This window comes from Roseateles sp. (assembly GCF_047654785.1).
Classification (GTDB): Bacteria; Pseudomonadota; Gammaproteobacteria; order Burkholderiales; family Burkholderiaceae_C; genus Pelomonas.
In genome coordinates this window covers 248,575-273,360 of the sequence record NZ_JASGKQ010000003.1, presented here as the reverse complement: position 1 = coordinate 273,360, position 24,786 = coordinate 248,575, and the positions used below count along the sequence as shown (strand labels likewise).

The window sequence follows — 24,786 nt, the reverse complement described above, 5'->3', positions numbered from 1 at the left end:
CCCCGCATGACCAAGACCCTCCTGGCCCTCGCGCTGGCCGGCGCCGCGCTGGCCCACGCACCGGGCGCCGCCGCCCGGCCGCCGCAGGCCGCCGCCGCCATCGACGCGCAGGGCTTCTCGCCCGAGCGGCTGAAGCGGCTGGACGCGGCCATCGACGAGCAGATCGCGCAGCGTCAGCTGGCCGGCGGCGTGATGGTGGTGCTGCGCGACGGCCGGCCCGTGGTGTTCAAGGCCTATGGCCAGCAGGACATCGAGAACGCCCGGCCGATGCGCACGGACACGATCTTCCGGATTGCCTCGATGACCAAGGCGCTGACGACCGTGGCGGCGCTGATGCTGTACGAGGAGGGGCGCTTCCTGCTGAAGGACCCGGTGGCCCGCTACCTGCCGGCCTTCGCCAATGTGCAGGTGGCCCGGCCCGGCGGCGGCACCGAGAAGCCGCACCGCCCGCTGACCATCCACGACCTGCTGACCCACACCGCCGGCATCAGCTACGGCCCCGGCCCGGCGCAGGCGGCCTATGCGGCGGCGGGCATGACGGACTGGTACCTGGTCGGCCGCGACGAGACGCTGGCCCAGTGGACCGACCGCCTCGCCGCGCTGCCGCTGCAGGGCCAGCCGGGCGAGCGCTTCACCTACGGCTATGCGACGGACGTGCTGGGGCGGCTGGTGGAGGTGGTGTCCGGCCAGCCGCTGGACCGCTTCATCCAGCAGCGCATCACCGGCCCGCTGCGCATGGTGGACACCAGCTTCCACCTGCCGCCCGAGAAGGCCGGCCGGCTGGCCAACGTCTACGGCCTGGAGGGCGGCCGGCTGACGCTGATGGAGACGGCCGCGCGCAGCGACTTCATCGACGGCCCGCGCAAGCTGATCTCCGGCGGCGCCGGCCTGCTGAGCACGGCGGGCGACTACGCGCGCTTCCTGCAGATGCTGCTGAACCGGGGCGAGCTGGACGGCCAGCGGCTGCTCTCGCCCAAGACGGTGGCGCTGATGACGGCCGACCACCTCGGCGCCAAGTCCGGCGGCGACGCCGACGGCTTCGGCCTGGGCTTCTGGGTCAACGTGCGCCCGGGCGGCTTCAAGGAGCTGGGCAGCCCGGGCGCCTTCGGCTGGGGCAGCGCCTACTTCCCGCAGTACACGGTGGACCCGCAGGAGCGGCTGGTCATCCTGTTCATGACGCAGCTCCGGCCCGCCGGCAACTCCACGCTGCACCTGCGCGTGCGCACGCTGACCTACCAGGCGCTGGTCAAGTAAGGATCGCGCTCACCACCACATCACGGCGGTCTCGCCCGCGAAGCTCGCGTAGTACATGCGCACGCGCAGCACATAGCGGCGGCCGCGCTGCATCCTGAGCTTGAGGTGGGCGTTGCGGTCCTCGCCGCTGTCGTCGTCGCCGCCCCGGTACTTGAGCTCGCCCGCGACGTCCTCGTAGAGCACGATCAGCGTGTCGGCCTCGCCGAAGGTGGCCATCTGGTAGCTGCGCGTGCGCGAGGGCTGGAGCACCAGGTCGATCTGCTGCCCGGCGGCGATCTGCAGGCGCCGGGACTCGGCCAGCACCAGCTCGGGCAGCTGGCTCACCGGCGGCTGGACCGGGTAGATCTTCTTCACCTGCGCGATGTCGCGCGCCGACAGGCCGCCCGCGGGCTGCAGCGGCTGGGTCTTGTAGCGGGCGGGCTGCAGGATGAGGCCGGCCGGGAACGGGTAGTGCATCACCGAGTCCGGGTCCCAGGACGTGCCCTCGACGCTCGCCTCGTCGAGCTTGCGGATGATGTTGAAGTGCGTCTTCTGGCGCGACCAGCCGTTGGGCGGCTCGGCCAGCGAGGCGTAGACCTTCTCCTCGTCCCAGACGATGCCGGAGAAGGGGTTCTGGTGCTCGTGCTCGAAGCCCAGCGTATGGCCGATCTCGTGGATCGCGGTGTCCGGGTCGTTGCCGATGTTCCAGCCGAAGTTCATCGTGCGCTGGTCCGCGGCGATGTCCCGCACCACCCGCCCGACGTAGGACCAGCTGCCATCGCCCGCCATGAAGCCGATGCGCACCATGGCCTGCTCGCGGCTGCTGACCTCGCGGAAGCTGATGCCCAGCCCCAGGTCGGCCCACACCTTGAACGCCTTCCGGACGGCCTGCCGCTGCGACTCGGGGCCGCTCCACGGCACGAACTGGCTCGAACCGTCGGCCAGCATGACCGTCTGGCCGTCGCTCGGCTGGTCGTAGAAGTAGTAGGTCAGCTCGGTGCCGTTGAGCCATTTGTCGCGCAGGACGTTGATCGCCTGCGCGCGGTCGGCGACCAGGCCCGGCCCGGCGGCCGGCGCCAGCCCGGGGCGGACGCTGCAGTAGTGGAAGGCGTAGCGCGGCGCCTGCGCCTCGGCATTCTTGGACGGGGCCGGGCGGCGCGCGGGGGTCGAACGGGGGGTGGCCATGACGGGCTCCTGGATCAAGCGGATGAGCGCCGCACGATAGGCATTCCCGGCGCGGGCGCATCCTCAACCCTGGGGTGACCCCAGACCCGGCAGTCGGCCGCTCGCGACTCATCGGAAGTTCCGGTACATCGAGACCTTGGCGATAGGGCGGCGTTCACCACTTCGGTGGGCAGCGCTGCACGCCCGCTGGTCTGGCGCTTCGGCCCGCTGGCGGCGTTGCTTCTCCTCGTGGGCAACAGCCCACTTCGTCGGCGCGCCTTGCCAGCGGGCCGCCTCGCCAGCCCCTCGGGCGCGCCCAACTGCCGGATCTGGGGTGACGAGCCAAGCCATGAGCGTTCATGCCGGATCGCGGCGGCTGCGATGCCGGTTTCGTGATGGCGCCGGCCGGCGCGCGCAAACACTCAGCCGGTTGAGTGCCTGCGGCGGGGCGGGCTGCCTAGAGTCCGCACCCGGTCGCTGGCGAACGCCACGGACCGCACAACACCCACCAGGAGACTCCATGCACACGACAAGCTCGCGCCCGCCCTGGGCGCGCCGGCTGGCCGCCGCCCTGCTCGCCGCCAGCGCCGCCCCGGCGATGGCCGCCTTCAGCATCACCACCGTGCACGACGGCAACAACGCCGCGCGGCCGCAGTACGTCATCGACACCGACGCCGGCCTGGTGTTCAAGGTGCGCGCCTGGGACAACGGCGCCAGCACCACCTCGGCGGGCGACCTGTCCAGCATCGTCTACAAGGGCGTGGAGTACGCCGACCCGGGGCGCGGCACGCAGCTGAACTCGGGCGCCGACTGGCTCTACAAGGGCGTGGGCGCGGTGGCCGTGAAGGCCGAGCTGGTGAACGCCAATGGCAGCGTGGTGCCGGCCGCGGCGGCCAACGGCGGCGTGGTGGTGGGCGACGCCTACATCCGCGTGACGCTGACCGTGAACAGCCTCAAGGGCGGCGTGCTGACGCACTACTACCTGGTGCGCAAGGGCGAGTCCAACATCCACATGGGCACGCACTTCACCGAGCAGCCGGACGTGCACGGCCTGGTGCGCTTCATCGCCCGCATCCCGGTGGCCAAGCTGCCCAACGGCGGCCCGGCCAACGCGGCCGGCGGCCTGGTCAGCCACGGCGGCCAGAGCTACTGGGCCGAGGACCTGCGCGGCACCGGCGCCGCCATCGAGGCCAGCGACGTGTTCGGCTTCCCCGCCAGCGACGCCCGCCACGGCCAGACCCGCTCCAAGCACTACGCCAACCGGCGGCTGAAGGACTGGGAATTCGTCGGCGGCACCGGCCCGGGCGTGGGCATCTGGTTCTGGCGCGACAACAACGAGGGCGGCTCCAGCGGCCCCTTCTACCGCAGCCTGCTGCAGCAGATCACCAGCACCCACAACGAGCTGACCTACATCGTCAACTACGGCGAGGCGCAGACGGAGCCCTTCCGCCTGAACGTGCTGAACACCTACACGATGATCTTCAACGACGGCAGCACGCCGGCCGCCCGGCCGGACACCAGCTGGTACGGCCAGCTGGGCCTGCTGGGCTACGTGCCGCCGCAGGGCCGCGGCGCGGTGAGCGTGGCCGGCCTGACCGGCCGCGTCGCGGGCCTGCCCTACACGGCGGGCTTCGCCAACGCACAGGCGCAGTACTGGGCGGACGCCGACCCGGTGGACGGCCACTTCACCGCCACCGGCATGCTGCCGGGCCAGTACACGATGACGGTCTACAAGGGCGAGCTGGCCGTGCAGACCCTGCCCGTGACGGTGACCGCCAACGCCAGCTACGCGCTGAACCCGGTGGCCATCACGGCCGACCCCGAGGCCACGCCGGCGATCTGGCGCATCGGCCGCTGGGACGGCACGCCGCAGGAGTTCATCAACGGCGACAAGCTGACCTTCATGCACCCCAGCGACGTGCGCATGGCGCCGTGGACCGTGGCGCCGTTCATCGTCGGCCAGTCCAACGCGGCGACGCACTGGCCGGCCTACCAGTGGAAGGCCGTGAACAACGGCCTGCAGGTGCGCTTCACGCTCAAGCGCGGCCAGAACGCGCGGCCGCTGCGGCTGCGCCTGGGCATCACGGCGGACTTCAACAGCGCCCGCCCGCAGGTCACGGTCAACAGCTGGAGCTCCGCCATCCCCGCCGCGCCGCCCAAGGTGTCGCGCAACCTGACGGTGGGCACCTACCGCGGCTTCAACCGCACCTACAGCTTCGACATCCCGGCCGCGCAGCTGGTCGTCGGCACCAACGTGCTGACCATCAACACCGTCAGCGGCACCGCGGGCGCCGGCTTCCTGAGCCCGGCGCTGTCCTTCGACGCCATCGACCTGGTGAACGCGGATTGAACCTAGGCCCCTCGGCCAGGCCCGCGGGCCGGCTTGGGGCGGCCCGGCGCTCGGCCCGCAGCGCCAAAAGAACACCACACCACACACCATCACCATGAAATCCAAACTCCTTTCCCTGACCGCCGCGCTGCTCGCGGCGCCGGCCCTGGCGGGCGTCGTGCAGACCACCGGCGCCGGCAGCGCCACGCCCGGCGGCAACCACCTGGCCCATGCGGCCGACTTCGAGGCCAACACCTCGCTGGCCAGCCCGTGGACCGAGGGCGGCCTCAGGTTCACGCACACCGGCCTGGCCGACGACAACGGCGGCTGCGGCTATGCCGGCGAGTTCTGCGTGGACCTGGGCGCGGGCGAGCGCTACAGCCAGGCCTTCAGCGGCAACTACTTCGCCACCGCGGGCATGAACGCCTACCTGTCCATCTTCAGCCCCGGCGCCACGCTGCACGGCATCGAGTTCGCGGTGGACTCGGGCTACGCCAGCATCCACCTGATGTGGCAGACCTGGCTGGACGGCGCGCTGACCGGCAGCGGCGCCGTGTCGCTGGGCCCGGCCGGCATCGGCGACGTGCTCGGCCTGAGCGACGCCGCCGGCTTCGACGAAGTGCGCGTCTACGCCTTCGACAGCGCCAGCGACCGCGCCGGCTACAGCGCGCCGGCCATCGACAGCGTGCGCGCCTTCACGGTGCCCGAGCCGGGCTCGCTGGCACTGGCCTCGCTGGCCGGCCTGGGCCTGATGGCGATGCGCCGCCGCAGGCGCTGACACCCCTTGGGGCGGGTCTCACCCCCTCGCGCCCTGACGCCAGGGCGGTCACGATGGAGGGCAAGGCCATGCCCCGCCTCCAGCCCTCGGCCTGCTGGCGGCGAGGGGCGAGCCCCAGCAGCACCGGCGTATTGCGACAAAGCCCGGTGAAATGCCTTGTTGCAAGAGAAATGCCGTCGCCCCTAGCCATAGGGGTGTATTTCCGTTGTTCGGAAAATTTCACGCTCCTATGCTCTTTCTTCCCTGAGAGAAGAGGTGATCGTGAAAATTTTGTTCTGCAAGAAATTTCATGCACTTCCCGTGGCAATCGGCTTGGTTGCATGTGGTGGCGGAGGCGATGACGCACCAGGCCCGGCATCCTCAGCGTCGGCCTACACCGCTGAAGAATTGACGGATGTCTATGCTTTGACCGGGCAGGAAGCGGACCAGCGTTTCGCAGCCGTGATTGACAGGAAGATCGCTGCCGAACCAGGCTCGTCGGGTTTCTTCAGGGCGGTTAAAGAGGCGGGCGGGATGGAGGCATTTCTTCAGCTTGTGGCCGACGATTCGTCGGATGCAGCGAAAGAATTGTTGGCCCGGCACGGGGTCGGCTTCACCAGAGATATGCCGACCGGGGACGCCATGGCGCAGCGCATGTCGGCTGAGCCTGGTGTCCGTGCGCAGAATGTTTCCGACTGCATACAGGTTTACCCACCCGCCGATCGGGACAAGACCTTTGCATTTGGCTCCCATACCGTGCATATAGATTCATATGGCCGCCCAGGCGTTGCCACATGGACAGGAGGTCCAGGAATTCCCGTGGGACCGGGCACTCGGACTGGCTGTCAAACGACCGTCGGAAAATGGGGAGTAGCTGGAGATGTTGGTGGCCATTTGATCCCTGCAGCACTGGGCGGCTGGGGTGGTCGGGCAAATTTGGTTCCGCAAAATGGCGAGATGAACAACGGCCCCTGGCGCACTGTTGAAAACGTTCCATCCAAATGCAGACTATCTCGCCAAACCACCTATATCGTCACGCCAAAATATCTAACCCCACTCGATATCAGACCAGCACGCCTTGATGTCAAGCTGATCGTCCATCTGACAGGGATACCATGGCCTTTGACTGCAGGAGCGGTTGGGATGCCAAATATCGCTCCGACCCCTCAGATATTGATAGGACTTACGCAAAACGCATCAAAACCGAAGGACTTCGCAGCTCCTGGCGCATCCGTTCGGACAGCCAACTGGTCTTGATCTGATACATCGAAGAGAGTTTTTCCTTGGCCACCGCCCGCAGCCGCAGCCAAACCAAGATCGCGCAGGCGATGTGGTTTCTCTGCATTCGCGCCTTGCGGCACTGACACTTCTCAACGCCCGTCAGCTGCTTGAGTTCTCGATGAAACTGCTCGATCTTCCAGCGCAGCGCACACGCCTCTTGCGTGCCCTGCGTCGAATCTTGAGCCAGATCGTTCGTCACGATCCAATCCGTGCGGTGGGAAGACACCGTCACCCGGAAGAGCTTCACCTTGTAGTCCCTGGGGAATCCCTTGATCTTGATCAGCTTGCCGCGCTCAGCCTCTTGTGCCGTCCAGCACAAGCCGCTCACTGCCCGGTACGGCGTTTGGCCGGCGCTGTCATCGACCAGCCGGTTGGCCTTGATCGGGCAGTAAAAGCGTCTGCCCAGGCTGTCCACCAGCAGCATCAGCTCCATCGTGGCGTACCAGGTGTCGAACAGCACCCGGGTGAAGGGCAGTGCTTTGTTGCCCGCAGCGCTGACCAACATGTCGCGCACGTGCTCCAGCTTGGTCTTGCCGTCCTGCTCGGGCGCAAACAATCGATAGTCGATGGGCCAATACTCGCCGGTGTCGGGGTTGACGTAGAGGCAGTTCACCAGGCCGATCCCTTTGATGATGCCGTGGGCATTGCCGCTGTACTGCCGGCGAACCAACTCGATCTGGTGCGAATGGCCCTTGTCGAGGATGGTGTCGTCAAACACGATGCATCCCCGGGGGGATGGAACGATTTCACGCTGCGCATGCTCCCAAACCAAGCTGGCCGACAGCTTGTCGCCTTGCAGGTACCGCTTCACCGCATCGTGGCTGAATCCCTGGCCGTGATCCGCAAAGTTCGTCATGGTGAAATTGGTCTGGCTGGTCAGGATGAACTGGCAGTAGTCGATTCTTTTGATGGACAATTTGCATGCTGAGGTCGATGCGGCAAATTATCCAACAAATACCATGCAGGGTCTATTTATTTAAACGTTTGCGTAAGTCCTAATTGAGTGTTGCGCAAGGATTCAGCATTAGTGCCGGACAGCTTTGCTGAGGATTATCATGAATTCTGCGGCATCAACCTTCAATCGTCTGTTAAAAATTTTGACAGATGCCTCATCAGAATTCATTCCCCCCGAGGGCGCAAGCACGAAAAAAATCAGCGAAATAGAGGATTTCTTTGGACATGAGTTACCTGCCGGACTGCGGGAAATTTACAGAATTCATGATGGAGAATTCAGCTATGGATCGAGCGACACATTGGGGCTGTTCTTTGGGTACGAATTCCTAAGTCTGGATCACTCCAGAGAACTGCTTCGTGGCTTCAGGCGTGGCGCCGCCTTGCTTGCGGAGGCAGGGGGTGTTGATGACTACAGCTACGCCTCAATCCCGGAAAACTCAGTCGCCAACGTTTTCTGCGACAAGAAATGGTTTCCCATTGCGGGGTTCTTTAGCGGAAATCACCTGGCAATAGACTTTTCGCCCGGACCCAGTGGTTCAGCCGGGCAGATCATCAATTTCGGACCGGACGACTTCATTCACTTTCAGATCGCAACCGGGTTTGACGACTTTCTGAATCTGCTGGAAAGCAAATACCGGAACAGAATTTGGCATCCAATATTTTCTGGGGAAAACTGGAATCTTTATGATGAACTGAAAGGGGTTGACGGCCGTTTACCACGATGACTGGCGCTCCACCACGGCCAGCGCGTCGCCGGAAGGATGACGAGGAGGCGTGGCCTCCAATTCGATGCCTGACTTGAATCTCCATCTACTGACCCCCGCTGATGCACCCATTGAAGCGCTTCGCCAGCCCATCAACTTGCGGATGCATCGTCAACGCGCCGGCCAGAACGTGACCGTCTGACCCCACCGAAAAGACATGCAACGTGCGAGCCCTCCCCACAGGACCGTCAATGATCAACGCCTACGTCAAGAAGATCCAGTTCCCTACCGCAGCGCTGCTTGCCCTGACGGGTTGTGGCGGCGCTGGCGATTCTGGTGCGCATGAAAGTCTGGCGGCGCCCCGCGAACCGGCAGCAATCAAGGAACTGGCCCCAGGCTGGATCGCCATCAGCCCGACCGACGATCCCGTCGCGCTTGGCCGGATGGAAGCACAGTCCCGGCAAATTCTGGAAAACATGACTCCGGCGGCCAGCGCTTCAGCGGCCTCTCAGCCTCCGTAATTAGTAGCTAGCTCTCGCTGGCGGCACCCGCCTGCACCCGCCACGCGTCCCGGTAGGCCCGCCATCCCGGCGGGTTCCAGGCGGCCACGGGGGGCGTCGCGCCTTCGGCCTCCCGGCCCCAGGCGTCCAGCAGCCAGGCGCCGCAGGTCGTGCCGCTGCTGTCGTCCGACACGGTGACCTCGCGCCCGTCCGCCAGGCCCGCCAGCAGCGGCCCGAAGCAGGGGTTAGCCGTGAACGCGCCTTCGACGACCACGCGCCCTGCGGCGCCGAGCGCGGCCAGGCAGTGGTCGGTCATCAGCACCACGTACAGCGTGGCCAGCGCCGCGCGCTCGGCCGCGCTGGCGGCCAGCGGGCCGGCGATGCGGCCGGCCTGGCCGGCGAACGGGCCGCCCGCCTCGGCGAAGCAGGGCAAGGCCATGCTGCCCCGGGCGATCAGGCGCGCCACGTCGTCGCGCCCGAACGCGGCCGGCGGCGTGCCGGCGAGCGCGCCGAACTCCCGCCCGCCCATGAAGCGCATGCAGGGCACGGCGTGGCCGAAGACGTCGCAGTTGGCCAGCATGTCCTGCGCCTCCACCAGCGGCCGGGTCGCCGAGCCCAGCGCCGCGGCGATGACCCAGGTGCCGGTGGACAGCACCGTGCACGGGCCGCGGCGCGGCAGCGTCAGCAGGTGGCGCAGCAGCGAGGCGTTGCTGTCGTGGAGGCCGCAGACGATCTCGCAGTCCGCCGGCAGCCCGGTCTGCGCCGCCAGCCCGGGCCGCAGGCGGCCCAGCCGCGCCCAGGCGTCGCGCCGCGGCGGGAACAGGCGCTGCCAGCCCTGCCCCGCCACCAGCGGGGAGAACCCGCCCGCGCGCGGCAGCCACAGGTCGGTGTGGCAGCCCAGCGACGTGACCTCGCTGGCCGCCACGCCGCACAGGCGCCAGGCCCAGTACTGCGGGTACATCAGCAGGTGGCGGGCGCGCGCGAACTCGGCCGGGAAACGGGCCTGCAGCCAGTGCAGCTGCCGCCCGAGGTTGAGGCCGGCCGGCAGCCGCGGCGAGCCGCTGTCCGCGAACGCCGGGCGCAGCGCGGCGTAGCGCGCCGCGTCGGCGGCGTCGCCCGGCTCGTGCTCGTAGTCCGGCACGGGCAGCACCAGGCCGGCGTCGTCGATCAGCGCGGCCGTGGCGCCGTGCGTGACCGGCACGATCGCGCGGACCCGCGCCCGCGCCGCCAGCCCGCACAGTTCCGCCAGCATCCACGCCCACAGGCGCTCCGTGTCGTGGTGCGGGTAGGGGCCGTCGCGCCGCACCGTGTTGGGCGTGCGCACCTCGGCCAGCGCCTGGCCGACCGCGTCGATCAGCGTGAGCTTGGCGTTGGTCTTGCCGATGTCGAGGACGACGGTGCCGTCGGCCGGCCCGCTCAAGAGTGCAGCGCCGCGTGGCGTCCGTAGGCGCCGGACTCGAGCACGGCCGCGTAGTCGTGCGAGCTCATCGCCGAGGCCGCCAGCACCCGGGGGTCCACGGCCTCGGGCTCCACGGTGATGACGCGCACGCCGTAGTGCTCCAGCAGTTGAACCGCGCCGTCGGAGGCGCCGGTGTCGGTGATCACGGTGGACACCCGGTTCAGCCCGCACAGCACCAGGCCGGCCTTGCGCTGGAACTTGGAACTGTCCACCAGCACCACCAGTTCCTCGGCCTGGCCGATCAGGCGCTTCTCGGCCTGGATCAGCAGCGGGTCGGCCTCCATCAGCCCCAGGATGCTCAGGCCGTAGACGCCCATGAACATCTTGGCCGCGTAGTGGTGCTGGGCCACGTCGTTCTCGAACGGGCTGAGGATGACGTTCTGCTCGCGGTAGACCTTGCCGCCGGGCAGGATGATCTCGTTGTCGCTGCTGACGAGCAGGCGCTCGGCCATCAGGAAGGAGTTCGTGAGAATCTTCAGCTGCTTCTCGACGAGAAACTCCGCCATCATGAACGTGGTGGTGCCGCCATTGATGATGATGGTTTCGCCGTTGTTGCACATCGACGTCGCATACCGGGCGATGGCACGCTTGGCGGCAGTATGTTGCTGGGCGTTGTTTTGAAAAGTCTCGCTGGTCAGCGTGTACGACTTTTTCTTCTGCTCCAGCCGCTGGGCGCCACCGCGGGTGCGCGTCAGCTGGTTTCTTGCGGCCAGCCAGGAAATATCCCGGCGCACCGTCGCGGCCGACGCCGACAGCCATTCCATCAATTGCTGCACGCTGGCGTGCTCGCGCTCGTCCAGCAGTTTCAGCAGACGCTTGTGACGCTTGTGATTGATCATGGAAGCCACCTTGCTCTCGGGCGCCCCGCAGCCGGCGGCGACCGTTGTCTCTCGGGAGTCGCCCGACCTCTTGGGGTGGGCATCGCTTTGCCGTGCCGCAGCGCGATCCGGATCGCTCAGGATCGCAGGTGAAACACGGTTCCGAAAGCAGGTTACGCCACTCTCCCGGCAGGGTCAATCAGCAAACGCGCAGGGCCGTGAGCGTTTCGTGAGCGGTCGCGCACCCGCCCGGGCATTCGCTCATCCTTTTGATTTTGCGGGGCGGCGCCGCGCAGGGGCGCGGGTTTGCGTCCACACTGCGGCCCGATCGCCCGTGCCGAGCGGGTACCGGGCCGCATGCCGCGGCCGCCCTGACGAACCGTTGCACCCACCCCATGACTGCAAATTCCCAACCCCCCGCGCAAACCCCCATCGTTTCCCTGTGGGACGACGCCGCCGCGGCCCAGATGAGCGAACCCGAACTGCTGCTGTACCGCTCGAATCTGCTGGGCTCCGATTTGCGCGTGACGAATTTCGGCGGCGGCAATACCTCGGCCAAGGTCAGGATGCGCGACCACCTGACCGGCGAGGATGTCGACGTGCTGTGGGTCAAGGGTTCCGGCGGCGACCTGGGCAGTATCAAGCTCGACGGTTTCTCCACGCTCTACATGGACAAGCTGAATGCGCTGAAAAAGCGTTATCGCGGCCTGGCGCATGAAGACGAGATGGTGGACTACCTGCCGCACTGCACCTTCAACCTGAATCCGCGCGCCGCCAGCATCGACACCCCGCTGCACGCCTACATCCCGAAGGCGCACGTGGACCACATGCACCCGGACGCGATCATCGCCATCGCCGCCTGCGCCGACAGCCGCCGCCTGACCGAGCTGATCTTCGGCGGCCAGCTCGGCTGGCTGCCCTGGCAGCGCCCCGGCTACGACCTGGGCCTCAAGCTGGAAGCGCTGGCCACGGCGCAGCCGCAGCTCCAGGGCATCATCCTGGAAGGCCACGGCCTGTTCACCTGGGGCGACACGGCCAAGGGCTGCTACGAGATCACGCTGGAGATGATCCGGCTGGCCGAGCAGTGGCTGGGCGAGAACGTCAGGCAGCCGGTGTTCGGCGGCGTGAAGACCGCGACGCTGCCCGCCGGGCAGCGCGCCGCGATCGCCGCGAAGCTGATGCCCGCGCTGCGCGGCCGCATCAGCGCCGGGGAGCGCAAGCTGGGCGACTTCAACGACAGCGCCGAGGTGCTGGAGTTCGTCGCCAGCAACGACCTGGCCAAGCTGGCCGCGCTGGGCACCTCCTGCCCCGACCACTTCCTGCGCACCAAGATCCGCCCGCTGGTGCTTGACTTCGACCCGGCCAACCCGGACGTGGACGCCGTGCTGGCCGGCCTGGACGCCGCGCTGGCGGCCTACCGCGCCGACTACACCGCCTACTACGAACGCTGCAAGCGCCCGACCAGCCCGGCCATCCGCGACGCCAACCCGGTGATCTACCTGATCCCCGGCGTCGGCATGCTGTCCTTCGCCAAGGACAAGGCCACGGCCCGCATCGCCGGCGAGTTCTACATCAACGCCATCAACGTGATGCGCGGCGCCAACGGCGTGGACCGCTACGTCGGCCTGCCCGAGCAGGAGGCCTTCGACATCGAATACTGGCTGCTCGAAGAGGCCAAGCTGCAGCGCATGCCCAAGCCCAAGAGCCTGGCCGGCCGCGTGGCGCTGGTCACCGGCGGCGCCGGCGGCATCGGCCAGGCCGTCGCCCGCCAGCTGCTGCAGGAAGGCGCCTGCGTGATGCTGACCGACATCGACGCCGCCGCGCTGGAAGACGCCAAGGCCAGCCTGCTGAAGGTGGCCGGCAAGGACGCCATCGCCACCGTGCAGGGCAACATCACGTCCGAGGCCGAGGTGGAAGCCGTGCTGTCCGCCACCGCGCTGCGCTTCGGCGGCCTGGACATCCTGGTCTCCAACGCCGGCATCGCCTCCGCCGCGCCGCTGGAGGACACGACGCTGGAGATCTGGCAGCGCAACCAGGACATCCTCGTCACCGGCTACTTCCTGGTCGGCCGCGGCGCGTTCCGGCTGATGAAGCAGCAGAAGACCGGCGGCGCGATGGTGTTCGTCGCCAGCAAGAACGGCCTCGTCGCGTCGGCCGGCGCGTCGGCCTACTGCACGGCCAAGGCGGCCGAGATCCACCTGGCCCGCTGCATCGCGCTGGAAGGCGCGTCGGTGGGCGTGCGCGTCAACGTCGTCAACCCGGACGCCGTCATCCGCGGCTCGCGCATCTGGGACGGCAAGTGGAAGGAGGAGCGCGCCGCGTCCAACAAGATCGACAGCGACGACATCGAAGAGTTCTACCGCCAGCGCAGCATGCTCAAGCTCAGCGTGCTGCCCGAGGACATCGCCGAGGCGGTGTACTTCCTGGCCAGCGACAAGTCCGGCAAGAGCACGGGCAACGTGCTGAACGTGGACGCCGGCAATGCCGCAGCGTTTACTCGTTGAGGCCTCAGGAGACTTCCATGACCAAGCAAATGATTGACACCAGCCAGGTCGAACAACACAACGCCCAGCAGCGCGCCGAGCTGCAGGCCGACTACGACGCCCTCGGCGGCATGCTCGCCCGCCGCGGCGTGGACATCGAGGCGCTGACCGCCCGGGCCCAGGCCTTCGCCGTGGCCGTGCCCAGCTGGGGCGTGGGCACCGGCGGCACCCGCTTCGCGCGCTTCCCCGGCCCGGGCGAGCCGCGCGACGTGGCCGAGAAGCTGGAGGACTGCGCCGTCATCCACCAGCTGACGCGCGCCACGCCCACCGTGTCGCTGCACTTCCCGTGGGACAAGCCCGCCGACCCCCAGGCGCTGCGCCAGCAGGCCGACGCGCTGGGCCTGGGCTTCGACGCGGTGAACTCCAACACCTTCCAGGACCAGGCCGGCCAGGCCCACAGCTACAAGTTCGGCAGCCTGACCGCGCAGAGCCAGGCCGCCCGCGAGCAGGCCGTGGCGCACAACGTCGAGTGCATCGAACTCGGCCGGGCGCTCGGCTCCAAGGGCCTGACCGTGTGGGTCGGCGACGGCGCCAACTTCCCCGGCCAGCACAACCTGCGCGGCGCGCTGGAGCGCTACCTCGACAGCGCCCGGCAGATCTACGCCGCGCTGCCGGACGACTGGCTGATGTACATCGAACACAAGCTGTTCGAGCCGGCGTTCTACTGCACCGTCATCGCCGACTGGGGCACCAGCTTCGCCGTCGCGCAGCAGCTGGGCGACCGGGCCAAGTGCCTGGTGGACCTGGGCCACCACGCGCCCAACACCAACATCGAGATGATCGTGGCGCGGCTGGCGCAGTTCGGCAAGCTGGGCGGCTTCCACTTCAACGACAGCAAGTACGGCGACGACGACCTGGACTCCGGCTCCATCGACCCCTTCCAGCTCTTCCTCGTCTTCAACGAACTGGCCGATGCGCAGGCCCGCGACGGCGCGGCCTTCAGCCCCGCCTACATGCTGGACCAGTCGCACAACGTCACCGACCCCATCGAGAGCCTGATGAGCAGCGCCGTCGAGGTGCAGCGCGCCTGCGTGCAGGCCGCGCTGGTGGACCGCGGCGCGCTGGCCGGCTTCCAGCAGGCCAACGACGTGCTGCAGTCCGCGCAGACGCTCAAGCGCGCCTTCCGCACCGACGTGAGCCCCATCCTGGCGATGGCCCGGCTGCGCTCGGGCGGCGCGATCGACCCGGTCGCGGCCTACCGCGCCAGCGGCTACCGCCAGCAGGTGGCCGTCAAGCGCCCGCCGAAGGCCGGCGCATCCGGCAGCGGCATCGTCTGAGGTGGACGCCCGGGCCTTCGGCGCCCGCGGTGACGGCATCACGCTCGACACGCGGGCGCTCCAGGCCGCCATCGACGCGGCCGCGCTGCAGCGCACGGAACTGCGGCTGGGCCCCGGCACCTACCTGACCGGCGCGCTGTTCCTGAAGAGCGGCATGACGCTGCGGCTGGCGCGCGGCGCCACGCTGCTGGGCTCGCGCGACCTGGCCGACTACCCGCTGCTGCCGACCCGCGTCGCCGGCATCGAGATGCGCTGGCCGGCGGCGCTGGTCAACGTCTACGGCGAGCAGGACGTGGGCCTCGCCGGCGAGGGCTGCATCGACGGCGACGGCCAGCCGTTCTGGGACCGCTACTGGGCGCTGCGCGCCGGCTACGAGCCGCGCGGCCTGCGCTGGGCGGCGGACTACGACTGCCAGCGCCCTCGGCTGGTGCAGGTGTTCGAGTCGGCCCGCGTGGCGATCGGCGGCGGCCTGCTGCTGCGCCGCTCCGGCTTCTGGACGCTGCACCTGTGCTACGCGCAGGACGTGAGCGTGGACGGCCTCACCATCCGCAACAACGACGAGGGGCGCGGCCCGTCCACGGACGGCATCGACATCGACTCCTGCCGCCGCATCGCCATCCGCCACGCCGACATCGCCGTCAACGACGACGCGCTGTGCCTGAAGGCCGGCCGCGACGCCGACGGCCTGCGCGTCGCCCGCCCCTGCGAGGACATCACGATCAGCGACTGCACCGTGCGCGAGGGCGCGGCCGGCCTGACCTTCGGCAGCGAGACCTCGGGCGGCATCCGCCGCGTCGAGGCCCGGCGCATCACCGTGCATGCGCCGGTGCCGGTGGGCCTGCTGTTCAAGAGCGCGCCGACGCGCGGCGGCGTCGTCGAGGACCTGTCCGTCAGCGACCTGCAGCTGCTGGACGTGCCGGTCGCGCTGCGCGCGACGATGCACTGGAACCCCGCCTACAGCCAGGCCGCCATCCCCGAGGCCGAACGGCCGCACGCCCCGCCGCACTGGCTGACGCTGGCTCAGCCCGTCTCGCGCGAGCAGGGTCGCACGCGGGTCGAAGGCGTGCGCATCCAGCGCCTGGTCGCACGCGGGGCTCAAGTGGCCTTCGAGGTGGACGCCACGGCCGAGGTGCCGCTGCGCCGCTTCGACTTCCGCGCGCTGGACATCGAGGCGCAAAGCGGCGGCCATGTGCAGGACGCGCTGGCCTGGCATTTCGACGCCGCCTGCCGCCTGCGGCTGGGCACGCCCATCCGCGCCGGCAACGGCTGCCGGCTCGACGGGCTGGCCCCCACCCATTGGCAGGTGGACGCGGCGCTGCAGCGGCGCGACCTGTCCGGCCGGCCCATGGCCGAACAAGACATCCTGTAGGAGACCCACGAATGAGCGACGAGATCCGCGCCTTCAAGATGCAGCTCAAGCCCGGCGCCGTGGCCGAGTACAAGAAGCGCCACGACGCGCTGTGGCCCGAGCTGGCCGACGCGCTGCGCGCCGCCGGCATCCACGACTACTCCATCTTCCTGGACGAGGACACGCTGAGCCTGTTCGCGGTGCTCAAGCTGCGGCCCGGCATGCCCATCGACGCGCTGCCGCAGCAGCCCGTCATGCGCCGCTGGTGGGACCACATGGCCCCGCTGATGGAGGTGGAACCCGACAACAAGCCGCGCCAATGGGACCTGCCGTCCGTCTTCCACTTTGCGGGCTGATCCTCGCGGCGCCGCTGGCGGCGCTCGCGTGGTGCGAGCCGCCGCGCCAGCTCGAAACGGTCGCCGCTGACGACTTCCGCGCCGGCCTCGCGCGCTGGCGGCTGGAGGCCGAGGACGAACGCGCCGTCGTCACCGCGAAGGACGGCGTGCTGGACATCGCCACGCCCGCCGGCCTGTCGCTGTGGTGGCGCCAGCCGCTGGGCGGCGACTACGCGATCCGCTTCACCGCCGTGGCCCTGCCCGCGCCCGCCAGCGCCGGTGAACACGCCGGCCGCCTCTCGGACCTCAACATGTTCTGGAATGCGCTGGAGGCCGACGGCAGCGGCCCCCATCCACGCAGCGGCAAGTTCACCGGCTACGACACGCTGCCGACCTACTACGCCGGCTTCGGCGCCAACGCCAACACGACGACGCGGCTGCGCCTGTACGACGGCCGCGAGCGCCGGATGCTGGCCGGGTTCGCCGACGGCGCCATCGCCGAGCCCGGCGAGCTGCCGATGAACCCGCAGACCCGGCTGCACGCCGGCCAGCCGCTCGCCATCGAGATCGTCTCGCGCCGGCCCAGCGCGGCCGACCCGGTCCACCTGCGCTGGCTCGCCAACGGCCATGCGCTCTTCACCCGCGCCGACCCCCAACCCCGGCTGCACGGCCACTTCGCGCTGCGCACCACGGCCAGCCGGCTGCAGATCCGCGACTTCCAGATCCTCCAATGCCGATGAAACCGCTGCTGCTCGCCGTCAGCCTCGCCACCACGCTCGCGCAGGCGGCCGGGCCGGTGCAACTCGACATCCGGGCCGACCGGCCCGGCCCCGTGATCGCCCGGCAGGTCTACGGCCAGTTCGCCGAGCACCTGGGCGCCGGCATCTACGGCGGCCTGTGGGTGGGGCCGGACGCCGAAATCCCCAACGTGCGCGGCTGGCGCAGCGACGTGGTGGGCGCGCTGAAGGCCCTCAAGGTGCCCGTGCTGCGCTGGCCCGGCGGCTGCTTCGCCGACGAGTACCACTGGCGCGACGGCATCGGCCCGCGCGCGCAGCGCCCGCCGCGCGTGAACACCAGCTGGGGCGGCGTCATCGAACCCAACGCGGTCGGCACGCACGAGTTCATGGACCTGGCCGAACAGCTCGGCGCCGAGGTCTACATCAACGCCAACCTCGGCTCCGGCACCGTGCAGGAGATGGCCCAGTGGCTGGAATACCTGACCGCCGACGGCGACACCGCGCTGGCCCGCGAGCGCCGTGCCAACGGCCGCGACCAGCCCTGGAAGGTGCCGTACTGGGGCATCGGCAACGAGAGCTGGGGCTGCGGCGGCCACATGAAGCCGGGCTACTACGCGGACCTCTACAAGCAGTGGGCCAGCTTCGCCAAGGCGCCGCGCGGCAACCGGCCCAAGCTCGTCGCCAGCGGCGGCCAGGAACTGGAGCTGCACTGGACCGAGACGCTCAGCGCCGAGGTCAAGGACCGCATGGCCGCCATCACCCACCACCAGTACTCGCTGCCCACCCGCGACTGGCAGAAGAAGGGCGCCGCCGTGGGCTTCCCCGAGGCCGAGTGGATCGCCACGCTGGCCGTGCCGCAAACCATCGACGGCTACCTCGCAAAGCACCGCGAGATCCTGGACCGCAACGACCCGGGCAAAAAGGTCGCCATCTACTTCGACGAATGGGGCAGCTGGTACGACCCCGAGCCCGGCACCGACCCCGGCTTCCTGGTCCAGCGCAACACGCTGCGCGACGCGGTGCTGGCGGCGCTGCACTTCCATGTGTTCCACCGCCATGCCGAGCGGGTGAAGATGGCCAACATCGCGCAGATGGTCAACGTGCTGCAGGCCATGATCGTCACGGACAAGGCCCGCATGCTGCTGACGCCGACCTACCACGCGTTCGCGATGCACCTGCCCTTCATGGACGCCACCTCGCTGCCCGTGCAGCTGAGCGGCGTGCCCGACTACACGCTGGGCCGGTACAGCATCCCGGCCCTGAGCGCCAGCGCTGCCAAGTCGGCCGGCGGCAAGCTGATCCTGAGCCTGACCAACACGAACCCCCAGGTCGGCCTGCCGCTGCAGATCGCCGTGGGCGGCAAGGCCGTGCGCACCGTGACCGGCCAGTTGCTGACCGCCGCGGCGATGGACGCCGAGAACCGCTTCGACGCGCCGGACCGCGTGAAGCCCCGGCCCTTCAAGGCCGAGGCCAAGAACGGCCTGCTGACGCTGACCGTGCCGGCCAAGTCCGTGCTGGTGCTGGAGCTGCAGCCGTGATGCGCCGCCTGCTGTGCCTGCTGGCCTTCGTCGCGCTGCCGGCGCTGGCCGGCGACCTGCGCCCGCCCCTGCTGCTGACCGGCCAGCGCGCCGACGTGCAGGACCTGTCCGGCCGCTGGACCTACTCCCGGGACTACTACCGCACGGGGCTGACCGACATCAACGGCTGGGTCGCCAAGAGCCGCATGCAGCGCCACCGCGACGTGGACGTCGCCGCCGCGGAGGCCCGACCCGGCACCGGCTTCTTCGAGTTCGACCTGGACCGCGGCCCGGCGATGGCCATCCCCGGCGCATGGAACGCGGCCGAGCCGGAGCTGCGCTGGTACGACGGGCTGATCTGGTTCCAGCGCCGCTTCGACGTGACGGCGCCCCGGCCCGGCGAGCGCAGCTTCCTGCGCTTCGAGGGCGTGAACTACCGCGCCCACGTCTACCTGAACGGCCGGGAAGTCGGCCGCCACGAAGGCGGCTTCACGCCCTTCGTGCTGGAGGTGACCGGGGCGCTGCGCGCCAGCGGCAACCGCCTGGTCGTCGGCGTGGACTCGCGCCACGACGCGCAGAGCATCCCCGGCGAGATCACCGACTGGGACCTGTACGGCGGCATCACCCGGCCCGTGAAGCTGATCCGCACGCCCGCCACCTTCATCGACGACGCCACGCTGCGCCTCACCGACACCGGCCGCCTGGTGGGCAGCCTGCAGCTCGACGGCACGCAGGCGGCGGGCCGAGCGGTGCGCCTGCGCATCGCGGCGCTGGGCGTCACCGTGCAGGCGCGCACCGACGCAAGCGGGCAGGCTCGCTTCGACATCGCCGCCCCAGACTCGCTGCAGCGCTGGTCACCCGAGGCGCCGACGCTGTACGACGTGGCGTTCGAGGCCGATGCCGGCAGCGGCACCGACCGCGTGCGCGAGCGCATCGGCTTCCGCACGCTGGCCGTGAAGGGCGCCGACATCCTGCTGAACGGCAAGCCGGTGTTCCTGAAGGGCGTTTCGCTGCACGAGGAGGAGATCGGCGCCAACCCGGCCCGCCGCCTCGACGACGCCGCCGCGCGCCGGCTGCTGGGCGAGGTCAAGCACGGCCTGCACGGCAACTACGTGCGCCTGTCCCACTACCCGCACAGCGAGACCCTGCTGCGCGCCGCCGACGAGCTGGGCCTGCTGGTGTGGAGCGAGATCCCCGTCTACTGGACCGTGGCCTGGGACGACCCCGCCGTGCTGCTGAAGGCCCGCCGCATGCAGGCCGAGACCATCTACCGCGACCGCAACCGCGCCGCGCTGGCGCTGTGGAGCGTCGGCAACGAGACGCCCGTGGCCGAGAACCGCACGCGCTTCCACGCCGCGCTGGCCGCCACCGTGCGCGCGCTGGACCCCGGCCGCCTCGTCAGCGCCGCGCTGCTGGTCGAGCGCGAGGGCGACACGCTGCGCATCGCCGACCCGTTGCTGCCCCACCTGGACGTGATGGCCGTCAACACCTACGCGGGCTGGTACGGCGACGACACGCTGCAAGACCTCGCCAGGATCCGCTGGGCGCTGCCGACGACCAAGCCGCTGCTCATCTCCGAGTTCGGCGCCGACGCGCTCGCCGGCCACCACGACCCGGGCGCCGAGCCGAAGAAATGGAGCGAAGAGTTCCAGGCCGCCTACTACCGCGCGACGCTGGCCATGCTGGGCCGCATCCCGAACCTGCGCGGCCTGTCGCCGTGGGTGCTGAAGGACTTCCGCTCGCCGCGCCGCGAGCACCCCGTCTTCCAGAACGGCTGGAACCGCAAGGGCCTGCTCTCCGAGACCGGCCAGCGCAAGCAGGCCTTCGACGTGCTGGCCGAGCACTACGAGATGACGCCAGGCCGGTAGGCCGGCGTTCGCCGCGCCCCCCCCCTGCGCCCCCGGAACCCCATGACCGCCACGCTGCCGAACCGCCGCCGCCTGCTCGGCGCCGCCCTGCTGGCCCCGGCCCTGCCCGCCCTCGCCCAGGCGCCAGTCGCCCCGGCACCCGCGCCGCTGCCCTGGCCCAACCCGCTGCTCGCGCAGCGCGCCGACCCGCAGATCCTGCGCCACGGCGGCTGGGTCTACCTGATGGCCACCGTGCCCGAGTACGACCGGCTGGAGCTGCGCCGCGCCCGGTCCATCGCCGGCCTGGCGACGGCCGACGTGAAAGTCATCTGGCGCAAGCACGGGCAAGGCCCCATGAGCCGCCACATCTGGGCGCCCGAGCTGGCCTGGCTCGACGGCCGCTGGTACATCCACTTCAGCGCGGGCGAGGCCGCGGCGCCGTGGAAGATCCGCCTGTGGACGCTGGAGAACGCGTCCGCCGACCCCATGCAGGGCGAGTGGACCGAGCGCGGCCGGGTGCTGACGCAGTGGGACAGCTTCACGCTGGACGCCACCGTCTTCGAGCACCGCGGCCGGCGCTACATGGCCTGGGCGCAGACCGACCCCGCCAACAAGAACCACAGCACCGACATCTACCTCTCGCGCATGAAGAGCCCCACCGAACTGGCAGGCCCGCAGGTGCGGCTGAGCCGGCCCGAGTACGCGTGGGAGCGGGTGCGCCACGCCGTCAACGAGGCGCCGGCCGTGCTCGTCCACGGCGGCCGCGTCTTCATGAGCTACTCGGCCGCCGGCACCGGCGCCGAATACTGCCTGGGCCTGCTGTGGGCCGACGCGGACGCCGAGCTGCTGGACGCGCAGAACTGGCGCAAATCGCCCGGCCCGGTGTTCACCAGCAGCGACGAGAACGGCCAGTACGGCCCCGGCCACAACAGCTTCCTCGTCGAGCCCGACGGCACGGTGCTGAACGTCTTCCACGCGCGCAACTACCGCGACGTGAAGGGCGACCCGCTGAAAGACAGCGGCCGCGCCACCCGCGTGCAGCCGCTGCGCTTCACGGCCGACGGCATGCCGGACTTCGGGCCGCCGCTGAAGGAGCGGCCATGAGCCAGGTCATCGCGCTGAGCGGCGGCGCACCCAACGCCTTCGAAGGCGACGCGCCCGACCGCATCTGCCACCGCCCCACGCGCGCCGAGCTGCACGCCTACCCATCGCCGGCGCCCGCGCGGGGCCGCGCCCTCGTCTACGCGGGCGGCGGCTACCTGCAACTGATGCACGACAAGGAAGGCGTCGAGATCGCCCGCTGGCTGAACACGCTGGGGCTGGACGCCTACGTGCTGCTGCACCGGCTGCCGGGGCAGGACGGCCACCCCTTCGACATCGCACTGCAGGACGGCCTGCGCGCGCTGGACCACCTCGCCGCGCTGCCGCCGCCGCCGCTGCCGCTGCTGCACGTGGGCCTGTCCTCCGGCGGCCACCTGGCCGGCGTGATGGCCTGCCAGCGCCACGCGCTGGCGAGCGCGGGCGCCGTCATCGCCTACGCGCCGCTGAACGCCAACCACCACGACCACAAGTTCCCCGCCGGCAAGCCCGACTTCCCGCCGCCCGAGAAGCAGGCCTTCTACGACGCCTGGCCCATCGGCATCGCCGCCGCGCCGCACGGCCTGCCCCGCTGCCCGGTGTTCCTGGCCTACGCGCTGCACGACCCCATCGTGCCGGTGCAGCATGCGCTGAACCTGATCGCCGCGGCGCAGCAGCACCGGCTGGACGTGGAGGCGCACGTGTTCCCGCAGGCCGAACACGGCTTCGCGCTGAGGGGGCTGGGCGGCACGCAGGACCAGTGGCCGGGGCTGGCGGCACGGTGGATGACCAGCAAGTTGGGCGTTTGACGCCCCGAATCGCTCAAGAACTTGATTGAATGATCCCCTCCCTCGAAATCCCTAACGACTAGACAGTGCGGCCAAATTGGCCGCCAGATACATTGCGCTCGCCTAGACAAGATCAAACGCTGGCTATGAATCAGCAGGCACGGCATCAGGGAGAGACAGCGAGTGAAGAGCAGCGTCCAACGCCGCGACCAGAGCGCCAATGCGCCTGGTGAGGCGCAACAGAGTCGGGATGACCCAAGCCAAGGCCCGTACGCCTTGCAAGCACTGTGTGTCATTGCCCGGCTTCACCACATCGCCGCCGAGCCGCATGCGCTGCGCCATGAGCTGGGCCTGGGCGATACCGCCGAGGTCAGCGAGCAAGACCTGCTGCTGGCGGCCCAGCGCATCGCGCCTCAAGGGTTACGCACCAAGTACATGGTTTTGCACAGCAACAGTCGGCAATCAAGAATGATATTCACAAGCTGCATGCCTCGCATTGCAGTTTTTTGGCGCATTTCCAGATGCAACTCAGCTGGCCACTACTTCACACCTGATCCGCCAAGGGTCTAAACAATTTTTGCCTCGCGAGAAGAATCGCGACGATATCCGGCGCGCCACTATTAAGCCGCGGAGCACACACGTGCACCTTGCGACCCACATCAATCTCGATCAATTCAACGTATATCCGTATTCATCCGATCTCGTTGGTTTCGGAAGATTTTGAATGATTGCCATCATATGAAATACCTCGTCGACAGGCTGCAATTTGGCTTCCGCCGACGCCTGCCCATGCAGCGGCAAACCGAATCCGCAGAATGCGGCTTGGCGTGCCTGTCTATGATCGCCAGCTTCTATGGACATCGCACAGACGTCCCGACCCTGCGCAAGCGATTTCCAATTTCTCAGAACGGAGCGACGCTGCAGCAAATCATCCATATTGCCAGCACCTTGCAGTTGGCTCCACGCCCACTGCGCGCCGAACTCAACGAATTGAAAGATCTCCAGGCGCCATGCATATTGCACTGGAAGATGGATCATTTCGTCGTGCTGAGAGAGGTCACCCGATCAGGTATCGTGGTTCATGATCCGGCCAGAGGCATCCCATTACACACAAGTTGAAGTAGATTCCGCAACCTATTGAATTGATTGAGATTGTGGGAGACGAGTGGGCTGGGCTGCAGAGGAATTCAGGACGCTGGATCTGGGCGATGGGAGATTGGACGCACGAGCTGTGCTGCTGGCCGAGCGCCTGGCCGGCAAGCCCACGGAGAGCATTCCGAACGCTTGCAGCGGCTGGGCCGAGACGCAAGGGGCCTACCGGTTTCTGTCCAACGCCAAGACTGACTGGCAGGCGCTGCTCAAACCGCACTGGACGTGCAGCGAAGAGCGCATGCGCGCGCATCCCGTGGTGCTGAACATCCAGGACACCACGGAACTGGACTTCAACGGCCGCGCCACAGCGGGGCTGGGCCCGTTGAGCTATGAAGCGCAGCGCGGGATGTACCTGCACCCGACCTACGCGGTGAGCCCGACGCGCGAGCCGCTGGGCGTGCTCGATGCGTGGATGTGGGCGCGCGAGGCGAAAGGCAAAGACGGCAAACGTGGCGGGATCGTGGAGAGCACGCGCTGGATCGAAGGCTACGAACGCGTGGCCGAACGGGCGTTGGCGCTGCCGCAGGTGCGCCAGGTGTACGTGGCCGACCGGGAGGCCGACATCCTTGCCCTGCTGCGCCGGGCCCAGGAACTGCAGCATGCGGCCGACTACCTGATTCGCTGCCGGCACAACCGGGTCCTGCCCAACGATGGCAAGCTGTGGGAGCAAGTGGCGCAAGCGCCGGTGCTGGGCAAAGTGGCCTTCGAGTTGCCGGGCGGACGCGGCACAGTAGCCCGGCCGGTCACGCAGAGCCTGCGGGCGCAGGTCGTCGAACTGTCCGATGGCAAAGTAGGCACCTTGCACGTGACCTGCCTGCTGGCGCAGGAGATCGACCCGCCGGCCGGCGTCAAGCCCGTGGTCTGGCGGCTGCTGAGCAATCGGTGTCACCGACCGCCGTATAGGAGCCAGTGCGTGATCGGCATGTAGGAGCCAGCGGCTGACCGGCATATTGGAGCCAGCGCGTG

22 protein-coding genes are annotated in these 24,786 nt (G+C 68.9%); 18 read left to right on the top strand and 4 right to left on the bottom strand.

What is annotated here, in order from left to right:
* The first annotated feature begins 6 nt into the window (after positions 1–6).
* A complete protein-coding gene (locus QM788_RS10410; RefSeq protein WP_415661415.1) occupies positions 7–1,254 on the top strand; it encodes a serine hydrolase domain-containing protein in 1,248 nt (415 codons plus the stop codon).
* A gap of 9 nt (positions 1,255–1,263) precedes the next feature.
* Here QM788_RS10410 and QM788_RS10405 read toward each other — a convergent pair whose 3' ends face one another.
* Entirely contained in the window at positions 1,264–2,418 is a 1,155-nt protein-coding gene (locus tag QM788_RS10405; RefSeq protein WP_415661414.1) for a M12 family metallopeptidase, read from the bottom strand.
* 499 nt (positions 2,419–2,917) lie between these two features.
* Here QM788_RS10405 and QM788_RS10400 point away from each other — a divergent pair, with 499 nt between their 5' ends.
* The 3 genes from QM788_RS10400 (at position 2,918) to QM788_RS10390 (ending at position 6,740) form a co-directional block, all read left to right on the top strand.
* Positions 2,918–4,747 (top strand): rhamnogalacturonan lyase B N-terminal domain-containing protein, encoded by a 1,830-nt coding sequence (locus QM788_RS10400; protein WP_415661413.1) that lies wholly within the window; start codon positions 2,918–2,920, stop codon positions 4,745–4,747.
* A 94-nt stretch (positions 4,748–4,841) separates the two neighbouring features.
* Positions 4,842–5,504, top strand: coding sequence for a PEP-CTERM sorting domain-containing protein (locus QM788_RS10395; protein WP_415661412.1), 663 nt, complete (start codon positions 4,842–4,844; stop codon positions 5,502–5,504).
* 255 nt (positions 5,505–5,759) lie between these two features.
* A complete protein-coding gene (locus QM788_RS10390; protein ID WP_415661411.1) occupies positions 5,760–6,740 on the top strand; it encodes a DNA/RNA non-specific endonuclease in 981 nt (326 codons plus the stop codon).
* On the opposite strand, the gene QM788_RS10385 is transcribed toward QM788_RS10390, so the two are convergent.
* Positions 6,667–7,680, bottom strand: coding sequence for a transposase (locus QM788_RS10385; RefSeq protein WP_415661410.1), 1,014 nt, complete (start codon positions 7,678–7,680; stop codon positions 6,667–6,669). The two genes, QM788_RS10390 and QM788_RS10385, sit on opposite strands and share 74 nt — an antisense overlap.
* A 139-nt stretch (positions 7,681–7,819) precedes the next feature.
* Here QM788_RS10385 and QM788_RS10380 point away from each other — a divergent pair, with 139 nt between their 5' ends.
* Together QM788_RS10380 and QM788_RS10375 are read left to right on the top strand one after the other, a co-directional pair.
* Complete coding sequence (locus QM788_RS10380; protein WP_415661409.1) at positions 7,820–8,443, top strand: SMI1/KNR4 family protein; 624 nt, start codon at positions 7,820–7,822, stop codon at positions 8,441–8,443.
* A 230-nt stretch (positions 8,444–8,673) separates the two neighbouring features.
* Entirely contained in the window at positions 8,674–8,943 is a 270-nt protein-coding gene (locus tag QM788_RS10375) for a hypothetical protein (RefSeq protein WP_415661408.1), read from the top strand.
* Positions 8,944–8,950: 7 nt separating this feature from the next.
* On the opposite strand, the gene QM788_RS10370 is transcribed toward QM788_RS10375, so the two are convergent.
* Complete coding sequence (locus tag QM788_RS10370; RefSeq protein WP_415661407.1) at positions 8,951–10,342, bottom strand: FGGY-family carbohydrate kinase; 1,392 nt, start codon at positions 10,340–10,342, stop codon at positions 8,951–8,953.
* Positions 10,339–11,220: a DeoR/GlpR family DNA-binding transcription regulator gene (locus tag QM788_RS10365; RefSeq protein ID WP_415661406.1), complete on the bottom strand. Its 882-nt coding sequence runs from the start codon at positions 11,218–11,220 to the stop codon at positions 10,339–10,341. Before QM788_RS10365 ends, QM788_RS10370 begins: the two co-directional genes overlap by 4 nt.
* Positions 11,221–11,666: 446 nt before the next feature.
* Between QM788_RS10365 and QM788_RS10360 the strand changes: the two genes are divergently transcribed.
* From QM788_RS10360 to QM788_RS10305, 12 genes are all read left to right on the top strand, one after another.
* Positions 11,667–13,703, top strand: coding sequence for a bifunctional rhamnulose-1-phosphate aldolase/short-chain dehydrogenase (locus QM788_RS10360; protein WP_415661405.1), 2,037 nt, complete (start codon positions 11,667–11,669; stop codon positions 13,701–13,703).
* A gap of 29 nt (positions 13,704–13,732) precedes the next feature.
* Complete coding sequence (gene rhaI / locus QM788_RS10355; RefSeq protein ID WP_415662973.1) at positions 13,733–15,019, top strand: L-rhamnose catabolism isomerase; 1,287 nt, start codon at positions 13,733–13,735, stop codon at positions 15,017–15,019.
* Position 15,020: 1 nt separating this feature from the next.
* Positions 15,021–16,388, top strand: coding sequence for a glycoside hydrolase family 28 protein (locus tag QM788_RS10350; RefSeq protein WP_415661404.1), 1,368 nt, complete (start codon positions 15,021–15,023; stop codon positions 16,386–16,388).
* An 11-nt stretch (positions 16,389–16,399) separates the two neighbouring features.
* On the top strand, positions 16,400–16,723 hold the full coding sequence (locus QM788_RS10345) for an L-rhamnose mutarotase (protein ID WP_415661403.1): 324 nt from the start codon (positions 16,400–16,402) through the stop codon (positions 16,721–16,723).
* Positions 16,687–17,442, top strand: a complete 756-nt coding sequence (locus QM788_RS10340) for a DUF6250 domain-containing protein (RefSeq protein ID WP_415661402.1) — start codon at positions 16,687–16,689, stop codon at positions 17,440–17,442. The genes QM788_RS10345 and QM788_RS10340 overlap by 37 nt, the downstream gene beginning before the upstream one ends.
* Complete coding sequence (locus tag QM788_RS10335; RefSeq protein WP_415661401.1) at positions 17,439–18,977, top strand: alpha-N-arabinofuranosidase; 1,539 nt, start codon at positions 17,439–17,441, stop codon at positions 18,975–18,977. The genes QM788_RS10340 and QM788_RS10335 overlap by 4 nt, the downstream gene beginning before the upstream one ends.
* Positions 18,977–20,824, top strand: a complete 1,848-nt coding sequence (locus QM788_RS10330; protein WP_415662972.1) for a glycoside hydrolase family 2 protein — start codon at positions 18,977–18,979, stop codon at positions 20,822–20,824. The genes QM788_RS10335 and QM788_RS10330 overlap by 1 nt, the downstream gene beginning before the upstream one ends.
* 42 nt (positions 20,825–20,866) lie before the next feature.
* Entirely contained in the window at positions 20,867–21,907 is a 1,041-nt protein-coding gene (locus QM788_RS10325; protein WP_415661400.1) for a family 43 glycosylhydrolase, read from the top strand.
* The gene (locus tag QM788_RS10320; RefSeq protein WP_415661399.1) at positions 21,904–22,689 is read left to right on the top strand and encodes an alpha/beta hydrolase; all 786 of its coding nucleotides are present in this window, start codon (positions 21,904–21,906) and stop codon (positions 22,687–22,689) included. The genes QM788_RS10325 and QM788_RS10320 overlap by 4 nt, the downstream gene beginning before the upstream one ends.
* A 162-nt stretch (positions 22,690–22,851) precedes the next feature.
* Positions 22,852–23,238, top strand: a complete 387-nt coding sequence (locus QM788_RS10315) for a hypothetical protein (protein ID WP_415661398.1) — start codon at positions 22,852–22,854, stop codon at positions 23,236–23,238.
* Positions 23,239–23,406: 168 nt separating this feature from the next.
* Positions 23,407–23,787 (top strand): cysteine peptidase family C39 domain-containing protein, encoded by a 381-nt coding sequence (locus QM788_RS10310; RefSeq protein ID WP_415661397.1) that lies wholly within the window; start codon positions 23,407–23,409, stop codon positions 23,785–23,787.
* Positions 23,788–23,833: 46 nt separating this feature from the next.
* A complete protein-coding gene (locus QM788_RS10305; RefSeq protein ID WP_415661396.1) occupies positions 23,834–24,748 on the top strand; it encodes an IS4 family transposase in 915 nt (304 codons plus the stop codon).
* Positions 24,749–24,786 lie beyond the last annotated feature (38 nt).

Coding starts and splice junctions, on each gene's coding strand:
- QM788_RS10410 (WP_415661415.1), top strand. CDS start 7: ATGACCAAGACCCTCCTGGCCCTCGCGCTGGCCGGCGCCGCGCTGGCC.
- QM788_RS10405 (WP_415661414.1), bottom strand. CDS start 2,418: ATGGCCACCCCCCGTTCGACCCCCGCGCGCCGCCCGGCCCCGTCCAAG.
- QM788_RS10400 (WP_415661413.1), top strand. CDS start 2,918: ATGCACACGACAAGCTCGCGCCCGCCCTGGGCGCGCCGGCTGGCCGCC.
- QM788_RS10395 (WP_415661412.1), top strand. CDS start 4,842: ATGAAATCCAAACTCCTTTCCCTGACCGCCGCGCTGCTCGCGGCGCCG.
- QM788_RS10380 (WP_415661409.1), top strand. CDS start 7,820: ATGAATTCTGCGGCATCAACCTTCAATCGTCTGTTAAAAATTTTGACA.
- QM788_RS10375 (WP_415661408.1), top strand. CDS start 8,674: ATGATCAACGCCTACGTCAAGAAGATCCAGTTCCCTACCGCAGCGCTG.
- QM788_RS10365 (WP_415661406.1), bottom strand. CDS start 11,220: ATGATCAATCACAAGCGTCACAAGCGTCTGCTGAAACTGCTGGACGAG.
- QM788_RS10360 (WP_415661405.1), top strand. CDS start 11,667: ATGAGCGAACCCGAACTGCTGCTGTACCGCTCGAATCTGCTGGGCTCC.
- rhaI (WP_415662973.1), top strand. CDS start 13,733: ATGATTGACACCAGCCAGGTCGAACAACACAACGCCCAGCAGCGCGCC.
- QM788_RS10345 (WP_415661403.1), top strand. CDS start 16,400: ATGAGCGACGAGATCCGCGCCTTCAAGATGCAGCTCAAGCCCGGCGCC.
- QM788_RS10340 (WP_415661402.1), top strand. CDS start 16,687: ATGGGACCTGCCGTCCGTCTTCCACTTTGCGGGCTGATCCTCGCGGCG.
- QM788_RS10335 (WP_415661401.1), top strand. CDS start 17,439: ATGAAACCGCTGCTGCTCGCCGTCAGCCTCGCCACCACGCTCGCGCAG.
- QM788_RS10330 (WP_415662972.1), top strand. CDS start 18,977: ATGCGCCGCCTGCTGTGCCTGCTGGCCTTCGTCGCGCTGCCGGCGCTG.
- QM788_RS10325 (WP_415661400.1), top strand. CDS start 20,867: ATGACCGCCACGCTGCCGAACCGCCGCCGCCTGCTCGGCGCCGCCCTG.
- QM788_RS10320 (WP_415661399.1), top strand. CDS start 21,904: ATGAGCCAGGTCATCGCGCTGAGCGGCGGCGCACCCAACGCCTTCGAA.
- QM788_RS10310 (WP_415661397.1), top strand. CDS start 23,407: ATGAAATACCTCGTCGACAGGCTGCAATTTGGCTTCCGCCGACGCCTG.